General features: G+C 63.8%; 11 protein-coding genes and 1 pseudogene. All 12 read right to left on the minus strand.

Going from position 1 to position 12,788, the window contains the following annotated elements; genetic code table 11:
- Positions 1-114 precede the first annotated feature (114 nt).
- Entirely contained in the window at positions 115-1,041 is a 927-nt protein-coding gene (locus JC607_RS21670) for a DUF2493 domain-containing protein (RefSeq protein WP_174213256.1), read from the minus strand.
- Between the two features lie 351 nt (positions 1,042-1,392).
- Entirely contained in the window at positions 1,393-2,436 is a 1,044-nt protein-coding gene (locus JC607_RS21675; RefSeq protein WP_174213255.1) for a toprim domain-containing protein, read from the minus strand.
- Positions 2,436-6,779 (minus strand): strawberry notch family protein, encoded by a 4,344-nt coding sequence (locus tag JC607_RS21680; protein WP_174213254.1) that lies wholly within the window; start codon positions 6,777-6,779, stop codon positions 2,436-2,438. Before JC607_RS21680 ends, JC607_RS21675 begins: the two co-directional genes overlap by 1 nt.
- Before the next feature lie 374 nt (positions 6,780-7,153).
- Positions 7,154-7,492, minus strand: coding sequence for a DUF6616 family protein (locus tag JC607_RS21685; RefSeq protein ID WP_174213253.1), 339 nt, complete (start codon positions 7,490-7,492; stop codon positions 7,154-7,156).
- A gap of 20 nt (positions 7,493-7,512) precedes the next feature.
- Positions 7,513-8,259 carry a DNA alkylation repair protein gene (locus JC607_RS21690; protein WP_174213252.1) on the minus strand — a complete coding sequence of 249 codons (747 nt, stop codon included), beginning with the start codon at positions 8,257-8,259 and terminating at the stop codon, positions 7,513-7,515.
- Between the two features lie 26 nt (positions 8,260-8,285).
- On the minus strand, positions 8,286-8,816 hold the full coding sequence (locus JC607_RS21695) for a MarR family winged helix-turn-helix transcriptional regulator (RefSeq protein ID WP_174213251.1): 531 nt from the start codon (positions 8,814-8,816) through the stop codon (positions 8,286-8,288).
- Positions 8,817-9,031: 215 nt separating this feature from the next.
- On the minus strand, positions 9,032-9,355 hold the full coding sequence (locus tag JC607_RS21700; protein ID WP_174213250.1) for a DUF736 domain-containing protein: 324 nt from the start codon (positions 9,353-9,355) through the stop codon (positions 9,032-9,034).
- 651 nt (positions 9,356-10,006) lie between these two features.
- On the minus strand, positions 10,007-10,297 hold the full coding sequence (locus tag JC607_RS21705; protein WP_174213249.1) for a putative quinol monooxygenase: 291 nt from the start codon (positions 10,295-10,297) through the stop codon (positions 10,007-10,009).
- A 200-nt stretch (positions 10,298-10,497) separates the two neighbouring features.
- Positions 10,498-11,142: an antitoxin of toxin-antitoxin stability system gene (locus JC607_RS21710; RefSeq protein ID WP_174213248.1), complete on the minus strand. Its 645-nt coding sequence runs from the start codon at positions 11,140-11,142 to the stop codon at positions 10,498-10,500.
- Positions 11,135-11,551, minus strand: coding sequence for a hypothetical protein (locus tag JC607_RS21715; protein ID WP_198838870.1), 417 nt, complete (start codon positions 11,549-11,551; stop codon positions 11,135-11,137). Before JC607_RS21715 ends, JC607_RS21710 begins: the two co-directional genes overlap by 8 nt.
- A gap of 67 nt (positions 11,552-11,618) precedes the next feature.
- Positions 11,619-12,167 carry a hypothetical protein gene (locus tag JC607_RS21720; RefSeq protein WP_174213002.1) on the minus strand — a complete coding sequence of 183 codons (549 nt, stop codon included), beginning with the start codon at positions 12,165-12,167 and terminating at the stop codon, positions 11,619-11,621.
- 313 nt (positions 12,168-12,480) lie between these two features.
- A pseudogene (locus tag JC607_RS25580) lies at positions 12,481-12,788 on the minus strand (hypothetical protein); the annotation flags it as partial.

Consider the following 12,788-nt stretch of genomic DNA (forward strand, 5'->3'; position numbering starts at 1 on the left):
TGGTCAAAGACGCTACCCGGGTTAGTCAAGAGGCAACCAACTCTTACCCCGTTCACAAGCTGGGGACGAGCCAAGGGCAATCACGGCAGGGTGCGTCAAGTGGATTGGCGACGCTTACGCGCCGCCCCTCGCCATGCGGTAGACGGGGATACCCATCTTGCGAGCTTTGTCGGCCAGGTTTTCCTGGATGCCGGTGCCGGGGAAGATGATGACACCGATCGGCAGGCAGTCGAGCATCTGGTCATTGCGCTTGAAGGGTGCGGCCTTGGCGTGTTTGGTCCAATCGGGCTTGAAAGCGACCTGCGGCACCTTGCGGTTGCTGGCCCAGGTGGCGGCAATGCGCTCGGCCCCCTTCGGGCTGCCGCCATGCATCAGCACCATGTCCGGATGCTTGGCGTGGATCTGATCGAGACGATCCCAGATCGTGCGGTGATCGGTAGTGTCGCCGCCCGAGAAGGCAACTTTCGGCCCCGGCGGCACCAGCATTTCGGTCTCGGCGATCTTCTTGGCGGCGAGAAAGTCGCGGCTGTCGATCATGGCTGCCGTCAGATGGCGATGGTTGGTGCGTGAGCCCGAACGCGGTGCCCAATGGGTGCCGGTCACGCGCAGGAAGATGTCGGCGGCGGTTTCGCGGAAGAGTTCCAGGCTTTCGCGACGCTCGATCAGGTTGCCACCGATGCCGATCAGGCTCTCGAGTTGGACGGATTTCACCTCGCTGCCATCCTGTTCCCGCTGGAGGCGTTTCTGCGCCTGCTCGTTGTCATCGAGCTTGCGCTCGATCCGTTCCGCAGCGCGGTGGAACGTGTTGACGGTCGACCAGAGGATTTCGTCGAGGTCGAAGTCGAGGTTGGTATCAGCCATGGTGGAAATGAGAGCGTCGAAGATGTCAGAGACCGCGGTCTGGATGGCCTGGTCTTCGGGTGTGGGCCGGGGATCTGCCTCGCCCTCGGCAGGACGGTAGCCATAGAGTTGCATGTCTTCGATGATATGGCCGGTCGGGGAGATGGTGTGATCGGGTTCGAACTGATCCTGGGCATACATGGGATGCATCCTTCGGCTTGGACCGCGACCGTCGCGGCCTTCTGGCGACGACAAGCCCACGGGCGCTCCGGCCGGGCAGCCCGCGCCTTCGCGGGCCTTGATGGCAAAGCCCGGCTGATTTGCCTCGCGATGTAAAGGCGGGGAAGACGGGGCCCCCACGCGACCTGTCGCGTGGGGTGGTTTTCTCGCCGACGGAAATCAGTCGGGCGCCGCCATTGCCGGGCTGGAGCGTTTGTGGGCCGCTCGCCCTCTGAGAAGGCCAAGGCGCGGTCCTCTTGCCGAAGGGGTTGCCTCCCCTGATTGCCCGGGCAGGCGCCAGACCGCCCGATCACCCTCCCCACTCCCGGCGGATCAGCGAAGTGTCATGAAGCGGCTGACGTCTTCAGGGGCGAGTTGCCCCCGGACCTGCGCCCGAAGCGCCTCCAGACCCGGCCCCATGAGATCGTCGTTGAAATCCCCCAACATGGGCGAGAGCGTGATGGCCTCGATGCCGATCTCATGTGCCCGGGCGATCAGGCTGTCCCGCGCCCCTTCACCGGCCGGATCATTGTCGCGGATGATATAGAGCCTGCGCAGACCCGACGGGAACAGGATGGCTGCGAGATGTGCGGCCGACAGCGCCGAGACCATCGGCATCGTTGGCATGATCTGGCGGAGCGAGATTACAGTCTCGATGCCCTCCCCTGCCGCCATGATATCCTGCGCGCGACCAAATCGGACCGCGTGGCCGAGCAGATCCCCCATCGCCTTGCGGGCTGGGTCGAGAGGCGCTTTCCCGCTGCCATCGCGGGCGAGCCAGGTACGGTGGACGCCGGTGAGTTTGCCGTCGAGGTCGGTGACTTTCGCGATCAGTGCGGGCCAGGTCTCGGTCGGACCTTCGCCCTCCGGACGATAATAGCAGTCAGGGTGAAAGCGGAGACTATCAGTGCCGCGCAAATCGGTCAGGCCACGGGTCCGCAGATAGGTGCCGGCGAGTGAGCCCCGAATGGGACCGGACATGCGCCAGAGACGTTCTGCCGGTTCAGATGATCCTGAAGGGGATGGTGCCGATCTGCGCGTCTTCCCCTCTGGTGCCGGTTCCAGTTGCGGCAGGCTAAGGAACCGCCGAGCTTCCTTAGCGGCTGCGGTGAAATCGGCGAGCCCGAGGCTTTCGCGAATAACGTCGAGCAGATCGCCGTGTTCGCCATTCTGGCCATCGGTCCACTTACCCGCTGCGCCCTTGCCGGATGCTGGACCGGTAAGGCGGACGAACATCGACCGCCCAGGCGCGTTGCGCACATCGCCGACCTGCCAGTAGTTGCCCTCTTTGCGGCCGTTCGAGAGATAGTACCGGCACACCGCCTCGGCCTGTTGGCCGAGACGCTGCGACAGATCGGCGGCATCGATGCGGGCCATCACGCCGCCTCGCGCTCGGTGATACGGCTGATCGGATAGATCGCGAGCAGCTTACCGAGGATCGCGGTGCCGTGTTCCCCAACGGGCACGAAGAAGCGAAGCTTCCAGGAGATAATCTCGCTAAAGAGGCCCCAGGCCCGCAGTCGGTCGCGCATCACCTCGGTGAACCCGGTCAGTTCGATCCGGTTCGCGCCCATGACTTTTGAGCGGCGCAATTGCAGCCCCTCCTCCAGATCGAGGATCGTGCGACCGTCGAGAAGTGCAGCATAGGCCTGATCCGGGGTCAGGCTCACCGCGACACTGGTCGTGGCATTGGACGCCCATGCAGGCGAGACCCGGCGACCGATGATACGTTCGCCCGCATCCGTCTGGAGGCGGTAGACGCGGGTCTCATCCGGCGGCAAGCGCTTCCAGACCGGCAAAAGCAGGCCCGATACCACATGCAGAGTTGCGTCGGAAAACTCCGGCACATCAGCGACCTCGGCCCGCCATGCGGCCGCGAAGGTCTTCCTGTCGGTCTCAACCCAAAGGGTGTCACTCATCATCCTGACTGACATGCTGAAGGCTTCCATCGGTCGGATCAAGCGCACACGCCGTTCGATCTCGCCATCGTCAAGCATGATCGAAGTGGTCGGCACCTGCACCGCCGCCCGGTTTGAGCGGCTGTTTATCAGCAGTACCGCGCGCGGATCATCCAGTTCTTCCAGTGCGGCATCAAGGAGAAGCGGCTTGTTGCGCCGCCGTTCGGTGATGGTCAGAAGCCGGGTCTCCGCCCCGGTGCCGGGATGGGTATAGATCACCTGCCGGTCAGTGACGGTGAAGCTCTCGGCCTTCAACGTCTCAAGGCCCAGATCATAGATGCCGGCGGCTATCGCACCCTCGACCTTCGCCTCCAGCAGCTGCTCAAAGGCCGTGAAGAGCACGCCCTGCAACTCGATGGTCAGCGCCAACAGGCGGTTGAGGAAGGTGGTGATCGGCGGCAACTCATCCTTCATGCCATTGCTGTCCATCAGCTTCAGCCCGGTGGCGGCCTCGAACCGTTCCAGCGAGCAGCCCTCCACTTTGCCCCGCACAAGGAGAAGATAGAGCTGGCGCAAAGCGGCACGAGCATAGGGGCTTTCGAGATTGTCCTCCGGCCGGAACAGCCCCTGCCCGCCAGTCTGGCGCTGGCCGCGGGTGATCGCGCCGAGTGTGTCGAGGCGCCGCGCGATCGTGCTGAGAAACCGTTTCTCCGCCTTCACATCCGTGGCGATTGGCCGGAACAGGGGCGGCTGCGCTTGATTGGTGCGGTTGGTGCGCCCCAGACCCTGAATGGCGGCATCGGCCTTCCAACCCGGCTCCAGCAGATAGTGCACCCGCAGCCGCTGGTTTCGCGCGGAAAGCTCGGCGTGGTAGCTGCGCCCGGTGCCACCTGCATCCGAGAAGACCAGGATACGCTTCTGGTCATCCATGAAAGCCGAGGTCTCCGCCAGATTGGCCGAAGCGGCGCGGTTCTCGACTGCCAACCGTGCCGCCGGACCTTCGCCCTTACGGACGATCCGCCGCGAGCGCCCCGTGACCTCTGCCACCTTCTCGGTCCCGAAATGCTGCACGATCTGGTCGAGCGCGCCCGGCACCGGCGGCAGGCCGGCCAGATGCTCGATCATCGCATCGCGCCGGGAAACGGCCTCGCGGCTTTCGACGGGCTGGCCATCCCGGAACACCGGACGCGAGCTGATATTTCCCTCGCCATCGCTGAACGGCTCGTAGAGCTGCACCGGGAAGGAATGCTGCAGGTAGCTCATGACATACTCGCGCGGCGAGAGGTCGGTATTCAGGTCATTCCAGTCCTCGGTCGGGATCTCGGCCAGCCGCCTATCCATCAGCGCCTCGCCGGTCGAGACAATCTGGATGACAGCCGCGTGGCCCGCCGCCAGATCCGCCGAGATCGAACGCAAGAGCGTCGGCGTCTTCATTGAGGTCAACAGATGGCCAAAAAAGCGCTGCTTCGTGCTCTCGAAGGCGGATCGGGCAGCGGATTTGGCCTGGCGGTTCAGCGTGCCGTCCGAGCCGGTGATGTTTGCGGCCTCCATCGCCGCATCAAGGTTGTTGTGGATGACGGCGAAGGCCCCGGCATAGGAATCGTAGATCCGGCGCTGCTCATCGGTCAGCTGATGCTCGATCAGCTCGTATTCGACGCCATCATAGGACAGGGACCGCGCGGTATAGAGGCCGAGCGAGCGCAGATCCCGCGCCAGCACCTCCATGGCTGCGACGCCCCCGGCCTCGATCGCTTCGACGAACTCGGCCCGAGTGGCGAAGGGGAAATCCTCGCCGCCCCAGAGGCCGAGGCGTTGTGCATAGGCGAGATTGTGGACGGTCGTGGCCCCGGTGGCCGAGACATAGACCACCCGGGCATCGGGCAGGGCGTGCTGAAGCCGCAGACCCGCCCGGCCCTGTTGCGAGGCCACGACATCACCGCGCTCGCCCTTGCCGCCAGCGGCATTCTGCATCGCGTGGCTCTCGTCGAAGATGATGACCCCGTCGAAATCCGATCCGAGCCAGTCAGTGATCTGCCGCACCCGCGATGCCTTCTCGCCGCGCTCATCGGAGCGCAGCGTGGCATAGGTGGTGAACAGGATCCCTTCCGAGAGCGTGATGGCCTTGCCTTGCGCGAAACGCGACAGTGGCGTGATCAGCAGTTTCTCCTGCCCAAGCGCGGACCAGTCGCGCTGCGCATCCTCGATCAGCTTGTCGGATTTGGAGATCCAGACCGCCTTGCGCCGCCCGCGCAGCCAGTTGTCGAGGATGATCCCCGCCGATTGCCGCCCCTTGCCCGCACCGGTACCATCGCCAAGCATGAAGCCGCGCCGGAACCGCACGGCACCTGCGGCACCGGCCGGTGCGGCGCTGACCTTGTCCAGGGTCTCGTCGAGGGTCCAGGATCCTGCAAGATGATCGGAATGGGCCTCACCGGCATAGATCAGGGTTTCCAGTTGGGCGTCGGACAGGCGGGTGCAAATGTCAGCGGGCAGCAGTGGCCAGTAGGAGGGACGTGGCGGCGCGACCGAGGCCATGGCGGCGGATTGCACCAGCTTCGTCGGATGCGGGGCCGCGCCGGGAATCCGAATCGATTGCAGCGTGTATTCCTCGTAGATCGCGTCCGAGAGCCGCGCGGCTTCGGGCGGGGTCCAGTCGATCGTCTCATAGGTCAGCTCAACGGCATTCGGGCTGACATGAATGATCGGGAGAGGTTGCGAAGAACGCGCTCGAGCGAGATGGGATCGAACCGATCTGGCGGCTGCCGGTGCAGCCAGCGCCGCAGGCTTCGGGAGATCGACCGGCGGACGGGACGGCACCTGCGTCGCGATCCAGTCGAGCAGAGTGGCAACATCGGGGGCCATGCCGGAAGAGGCCGGGAAGGACGAAGGGTTCTCGGCAGGAACCTTGTCGATCACCGTAAGGCGCGTGTCGAAACTCGTGCCGTGTTTTGCATAGACCGCTCCATTGATGGCGGCGGTGAAGACCACGCGGCCGCTCTCCTGCATACGGATGAAGGCTTCCCGCCAAGCGGGGGCTTCGGGGCCAAAGCCCGCACCGGTGATGGTAGCCAGACGCCCGCCAGGAGCAAGGCGGGCCAATGCCGAGGCGATATGGCGGAAAGCGGCATCGGAAACCCTGCCAGTGACGTTGGCCAGCGCGGAGAAAGGCGGGTTCATCAGTACCACCGAAGGCACGATCTCAGCATCGAGATGGTCGTGGACCTGGGCCGCATCGAAACGGGTGACGGAAAGGGCCGGGAAGAGGAGCGAGAGCAGATCGCCGCGGGTTTCGGCCAATTCGTTCAAAGCGAGACTGCCGCCAGAAATCTCTGCGAGGATCGCCAGAAGGCCTGTGCCTGCCGAGGGTTCCAGAACGACATCAACCGGTGTGATCGCTGCTGCGGTCAGAGCGGCAAGGCCGAGGGGCAGCGGCGTGCTGAATTGTTGCAGCGCCTGGCTTTCCTCGGAGCGGCGGGTGTGGCTCGGCAACAGGCCTGAGATCTTCGAGAGTGCTGCAAGTCGGGAACCCGGCGTGGCGGCTTTGCGGAAGATCGCCCGGCCGTATTTTCGCAGGAAGAGAACCGTGGCGACCTCGCAGGCCTCATAGGCCGTCTTCCAGTCCCAGGCACCGCTGGCGTCGGATGTGCCGAAGGCCTTTTGCATCGCGTCGCGCAAGATGCCAGCATCGACAGGCTGGCCGCGTTCGAGACGCGGCAGCAATGCCTGGGCCGCGGCAAGGATCGCGGCCGCGCCGGAGCCAAAGGCAGGCGCTTTGGGCGCGACCGGCGCTTGCGCCATGGTCGCGGGAGACAGATCGTTCATCGGGGAGAACCTCAGGAGAGCAGAACAGCGGGATGGCCCCGCCAGCGCTCTCTCTCACCTGCCGGGAACCACCCCCGTCCCGGCCGCTCTCTGTCTCTCCAGATCGATCCAGCACAGCCGGGCAGATTATCCGGTTCGGTTTCGGACCGGCCTGACCTTGCGTCAGGGATCATTGCCCGCATGGGGGGAGACGGCATCACCGGCTCCCGTCCGCAAGGACCTGAGCCCGGTCCCGGCCTTGCCGGGAGACGCCCGGTTCAGTTTGAGCCTGTTACTGTCACTGGCCCTCGGCGATCTGGAAGCTCTGACAGACATGGTTCCAAAGGACCGCGCAGCAGAGTAAATTGTCGCAAGTTTCGGGAATTTTGCGACGGTTAGAGCGCCGCGAGCTGCGCGAGGTGGCCGTTCAGATCGACGCCGGAGCCGGTCGCGTTGATCGTGTCGAAATAGTCATGCCACCCCGAAGCGGCGATGCCCGACACCAGGGCGTTCATTGCTGCCGCGTCGGGCGCACGCCAGATCGCAAAGAACTTTTGCGACGGGGCATGAAGGGTCGCGGCGTTCGTTTCACCCAGGGCAATCGCTTCCACGCCGAGGGCCGATAGCGAGCCCATGCCAGATCCAACGGCCTTGAAAAACTCTTGACGGCCGTTCTGGTCGAGCGCCAACCATGCGGTTTTAGGGGAATAGAGTTCAGCGAGATAGTGCGCCATAGAGGTGGTCCTTTCGTATGTCAGCCCTTGCGGTCGATGGAGCGCAGGGCGCGCTTGCAGATTCGGGTGGTTGAGGGGATGGCGCTTTCCGCTGACCATTGGGCGCAGAGCGAGCGCACCCAATCGGGCCGGTCCTTGCTGGCATCGTTCAGCCAGTTGCCAACGGAGTCCTGCACATAGGGGGCGGGATCGGCGCGGAGCGGTTCGAGGATCGGCAGTGCCTTTTCGGGAGATTGCCGCAGCGCGCCGAGATGGGCGCACCATACGCCGCGCGGCCGGGTTGCTTCGCTGGCGAAGCGCCGCAGGCGTTCGGACGGTTCGCCCGTCCAAGCGGCGAGCAGCGAAATCGCGTTGTCGAGATCGGCGGCGATATGCGGGCGAACGACCATCCATGACCATTCCCGCACCCCGAAATGGTGATCGTCCGCAAAGGGCTTGATTGCAGCGAGCCGGGCGGGAAGGGGCATGTCCTCGGCCGCGCCGATAGTGAAGCAAGCCCACCCGCGCACCGTGTCGGATACATGGCGGCGGAGTTCTTCCACGGCGATCATGCCACGCCGTTCATGGATCAGGCGCCCAGCCAATGCCATGCGCCGCGAAATGCCCTCGCCTGCCGCTTTCTGCATCGCTGCTATGGCATCTGCTGCGATTTCAGGCAGGGCGGCGCGCATTAGCACCGCAAAATCCACGGCCAGGCACTCGGTCAGCGTGGCGGCCTCGGTAACGCCGGCATTGAGCTGGCCGAGACGGGCAGGCTCAATATCCATCACACGTTTTCCCGACCGACCAGCATTCACCGGGGATCGCCAGCAGCAACGGCCGCGCTGTCCTTCGCCGGAATTGCCAAATTGCGCCAGACATGCCGCAGGAGGCCGCTAAGGGCTTCGCGCTCGTGCTGGTCGAAGCCCGCGAAAAGCGAGGCAATCCATTGGCTATGTTCGTTGAACAGATCGAGTGCCACCGCCTGCCCCTTGGCGGTGAGGCGCACCGACACCTTGCGTCGATCTTCCTTGTCTCCATGCCGGACAAGAAAGCCGTCGCGCTCCAATCCGTCGAGAAGGCCGGTAATCGTGGCGCGCGTGACGCCGGCGCGTTCGGCCAGCTCGTGCGGGGCCAGCCCTTCCGGCAGATCGCGCAGCAGGAACAGCAGCACGAATTTTCCTTCAGACAGGCGATGCGGCGCGAGGCGCGACGCGCAAGCCCGGTCAATGCCCGAGGCCAGCGCCAAGACCTCGAAACAGAGACGCATGTTGTCCGTGGCCGACTGTCCACGGCGCTGTGCCTCATTGAGCAATGCGAGATGTTTTTGTTCCAGTGTCGTCATGCGGCGGCATATAATATGTCGCCTAATTAAAAGTCAACATTGCGCAGCTTCGATAACCTGCAGCGATTTTCATGTCGAAGATCTTGTCTCAGGTGGTGTGGAGCTTGCGAAAAGGATGTCTTGCAGCGAATGGAGGCTTCGTCCCGCAAAACTGCCGGTCCAACCGGGAAGATCTTAAAGGCCCCGGTCCTTCGACCGGGGCCCTGGTTGGGGGGTTAGTCCCCCCGGCGGCTGTTGGGCCGCGACCAGATCAGGCTGTAGCTTTCGCCGTCCTCGTCATCGAAGAGGTTGGCGAAGATCGGGTGGCTGAAGCTCGGATCGTCCAGCTTCAGGCCCAGATACTCCCGCCCCTCGTTCGAGCGCTTCGTCCAGGCGGCGCCGATCTCCGCGCGGCCGACCAGGATCCGGTGCGAGGGCGCGTTCTCGCCCGTGGACCGCAGGTCGGGGACGATGCGCACGCCCTTGGCCTGCACGCTCAGGGTGACGATTTCGCCGGAGTATTCGTTGCCGGTCTTCTTGAAGGTGCCGATGGTCGCCATTGTCTGTCTCCATTCTCTCGTGTTCGGGCCCGCTCCAGTGCGGCCTCGATGGCGATCTAAAGGCCGGAGACAAAGGCCGGCGCAGTCCCGAACGGGATCCTGACAGCACAGGCAGGGCTTTCTTGACCCGCGAGGAATGACGGCAGGGCCGGCAGGGGAAGAAAGTCCCACGACGCTGTTGCGCCGAGACGTTGAGGCGCGCCTGCGCGCTGTTCTTCGGCCAGATCAGCCCATCACAGAGGACGCATGCGAGCGAGCCGCCACAGACAGGGAGACAGCGGCGATCCTGAAGGAACCAGCAGGAAGATCAGGCAGACAACGACCGGCAATGCTCACACCAGCGGCTGACGGACAGGCTTGCGCCATTTCCCCACCGACCTGCAGCTACGGCCGTGCAATTCCACACCGGATCCTGATCGGCCGCCGGAGCGGCGCAGGCCAAAGCAACGCTCGACAGGGAAGAGGAGCAGGGCCTGATGAGCGGTCCTGGTATGCTACCGATCTCAGCCTATCATGGTGATCAGGATGGCAGCGGCAGAGTCCACTGGCTCCTCAATTCCGGACGGGAGGACCCGCCCGTGACTTGGGAATGCTCCGTCGAAAGATCTGGCACCTGGTGAGAATGCAGCCCGCTCTTGCCGCAGTGTGTGCTCAGCCGGGCAACGCATCCATGAAAATGAACTTCGCGGGCTGTCTCTGATAGGCATTTATGAGCGGTACCAATCGCGTGAAGTGCTCCGACGCGCAATGGGCGTCAAGAGCAGCCCGATCTGGCCACTCCTCAATGAAGACAAAGTGCCCAGGATCCTTCTGATCGATGAAGAGATCATAGGCTATGCAGCGCTCTTCCCGGCGGGTCGCCTCCACCAGTTCACGATAGAGTGGCATCACGATCTCCAGCGCATCAGGATTGATAAAATCCTCTGCAATCACCTTGAGCATGCGAACGGTCCTTTCAGAAACAGGGCGCGGCCAGGGGAGAAGTCCCGGAAAGGGACGACGAACATCACATGAACCAACGCTACTCTCAGCCTATGATCGGCTGCAATGTTCACTTATTGTTCCGGCGGTCAGCCGAAGTCAACCTGACAGAATAGAATGGCCGCCAGGCGCCCCGACCGAGCGAGGGACACGTGCCAACGTCATCCGAAGCGGCGACCGGCCTCCGTGAAAGTATACTCATTGGCCGCGATGGTGTCATCGACCGCCTCGTCGGAGGACAGGTAGTTGTATTCGCGCTCCAGCTGGCGGTAGAGCCAGCGGGCCAGATCACGCAATGCTTCGATGACGGCATCTTCGGCATCGGCAGTCATGTCCTGATATATGGGGCTGTCTCGCTCGACCGAGATCGCCATGCAGTATTCGTGACAATAGTGGCCGCGATGGCTGGCCTCGGCGCGAAGCTGATAGAAGTTGCGCCGCTGGATCGCCTGCAGGGCCTCGGCGATGCGGTGCAGTTCCGCATCCTGTGGCGCATAGTCTCGGATCCGGCGGGGCGCTCCTTTCCGATAGGAATACCACGATTCAAAGCATGCTCCGTCACCTTGCGACCAGAAACCCCGGAACCAGATGCAGGGATCCTGCCGTGTGCCGCCGCCCATGAGGCGAACGGGCCGGGTTTTGAAGTCGAGGCCGAGGATTTCCGCGATGCGCTGGAAATCCTCATAGACGGCGTCATACCAGCCATAGTCAAATCCGCCCTCGCGATACCAGGCGCGGGCCTTGTCCCTCGCCGCCTCCGACAATTCGTCGAGGCGATAGACGGTGGTCTCGATCACCTCACTCATAGGGATTGCCTCCCTCCAGCACGGTGGACAGCCAGCCGTCGGTGTAAATCCAGTCCACCGTCTCACCGGTGGCAAGATCAAGGACGTGCGCGCCGCCGCCGAACCCGTCGACCCTCGGTCGGGAGCAGGTATTGGCGTATTGCATCCCCCACAGACCGGTCAGGCCGAACTCTTTCGCACAGCGCAGCACGAATTTGAGGACGTGCTCGGCGTCGCCATTGCCGCCATCGTGGATCCAGAGCCAGGTGCCGCCCTGCTCCGGCTGGATCGAAAGCAGAAACCCGTTGGCAGGCGGGTCCTCAGCCGCGTTCTCGTCGGAAAGCGCGGTGTAGAGTTCCAGCGCGCGGACAGCATTCTCGGAAGAGCCTATGTCGAGCAAGCAGGAAAAATGGGTGAAATAGTCGGCCATGGTGATCTCCAGACAGTATAAGGCCCGGTGCTGGACCGGGCCGGGGGGATGGGAAACAGGGTGATGCTCAGGCGGCCTGCGGCAGGCGCAGCAGATCGGCGGCAATCTCGCGCCAGGCAGGATCGACCAGCCGCGCCTCCAGCACCGCAGCGCGGTGGCGCAGGACGCAAGCCTCCACCGGGTCCGAGGCGCGGAACGCCATGCCGCGCAACCGGCTGGCCTCGGTCACGATCTGGCGGGCCTCGGAATCTGAAGCGACTGGCGGCTGCCAGAGGATGAGACCGGCGCGGATTTCGCCGGAGAGGACCAGGCCGTGCTCATGGTCCTGGATCAGCATGAGGCGCGGGTTGAACTGCCGGAAGCCGTCAGGCGCTGTGCAGATGTCGCCGCTCGACAGGTGCAGGGCTGCAAACTGCATCGCCTCCTGGGGCGACGAAGTTTCTTCGAGCAGGATCACCCGGTCAAAACTTTGGGCATCGTCACCATCATCATGGCTGGCCTGCCCAAGGCAGGAGATGCGCAGCGGCATCTTTTGCGCCTGCCGGAGCGCAGGCAGTACCTTGGTCGTAACGATCTGGCCAATGGAACGGAAGCTGTCGGGGCGGGCAAAGGTCATCGGGAGCACTCCATGACGGGCGCCGGAAAGCCTCTCTCTCCAGCCCTGAACCCGTCACGGCTGAACCACCCGACCTCTGCCTCACCCCTCAGTCGGGACCAATCTCCGCCTCCTGACTATTCCCGGCGCCTGCTGCCGCATGGGCTGCCAGCATCTGGCGATAGAACCGGCGTCGCGAGAGGCGCAAAGATGAATCCCGTCGGATCGAAGGGTGCATGGCCCGGGCGGCAGCACGCAGCACAGTGAACCTGCCCGCATCAGCCGAGACCCCGAGAACATCGTAAATGGGGTCCGTCTTAGAACCGGAGGCTGGAAGGGCTGGCTCCACCTCCGCCTTGATCTGCACCGTCCGCCCCATCCAGGGTGCGGGCTGGATCGCCCGAGCCCAGTCGGCGAAACTCGGGATATGCCGCAGATCCTCGCGGACATGCTGCTCACCGACCCACCGGGTCGGGATAACCCGCCCGGACGAGAGTGTGATCGTCGGGCCGAAGATCGTCTCTGCCATGAATATGCCCTCCGCATGATGGCGCAGGGCGCGATGCCGGAAGTCCGCCAGGATTTCCTTCGAGGCATCGATTATGTGGACAGGATGCCGACGGTGGCGTTTTGCCCTATGCT

This window comes from Paracoccus sp. IB05 (genome assembly GCF_016405985.1).
Lineage (GTDB): Bacteria > Pseudomonadota > Alphaproteobacteria > Rhodobacterales > Rhodobacteraceae > Pseudogemmobacter.

Excerpts from the sequence above, each read along its gene's own strand:
- JC607_RS21670 (WP_174213256.1), bottom strand. The coding sequence starts at position 1,041 with ATGTATGCCCAGGATCAGTTCGAACCCGATCACACCATCTCCCCGACC.
- JC607_RS21675 (WP_174213255.1), bottom strand. The coding sequence starts at position 2,436 with ATGGCCCGCATCGATGCCGCCGATCTGTCGCAGCGTCTCGGCCAACAG.
- JC607_RS21680 (WP_174213254.1), bottom strand. The coding sequence starts at position 6,779 with ATGAACGATCTGTCTCCCGCGACCATGGCGCAAGCGCCGGTCGCGCCC.
- JC607_RS21685 (WP_174213253.1), bottom strand. The coding sequence starts at position 7,492 with ATGGCGCACTATCTCGCTGAACTCTATTCCCCTAAAACCGCATGGTTG.
- JC607_RS21690 (WP_174213252.1), bottom strand. The coding sequence starts at position 8,259 with ATGGATATTGAGCCTGCCCGTCTCGGCCAGCTCAATGCCGGCGTTACC.
- JC607_RS21695 (WP_174213251.1), bottom strand. The coding sequence starts at position 8,816 with ATGACGACACTGGAACAAAAACATCTCGCATTGCTCAATGAGGCACAG.
- JC607_RS21700 (WP_174213250.1), bottom strand. The coding sequence starts at position 9,355 with ATGGCGACCATCGGCACCTTCAAGAAGACCGGCAACGAATACTCCGGC.
- JC607_RS21705 (WP_174213249.1), bottom strand. The coding sequence starts at position 10,297 with ATGCTCAAGGTGATTGCAGAGGATTTTATCAATCCTGATGCGCTGGAG.
- JC607_RS21710 (WP_174213248.1), bottom strand. The coding sequence starts at position 11,142 with ATGAGTGAGGTGATCGAGACCACCGTCTATCGCCTCGACGAATTGTCG.
- JC607_RS21715 (WP_198838870.1), bottom strand. The coding sequence starts at position 11,551 with ATGGCCGACTATTTCACCCATTTTTCCTGCTTGCTCGACATAGGCTCT.
- JC607_RS21720 (WP_174213002.1), bottom strand. The coding sequence starts at position 12,167 with ATGACCTTTGCCCGCCCCGACAGCTTCCGTTCCATTGGCCAGATCGTT.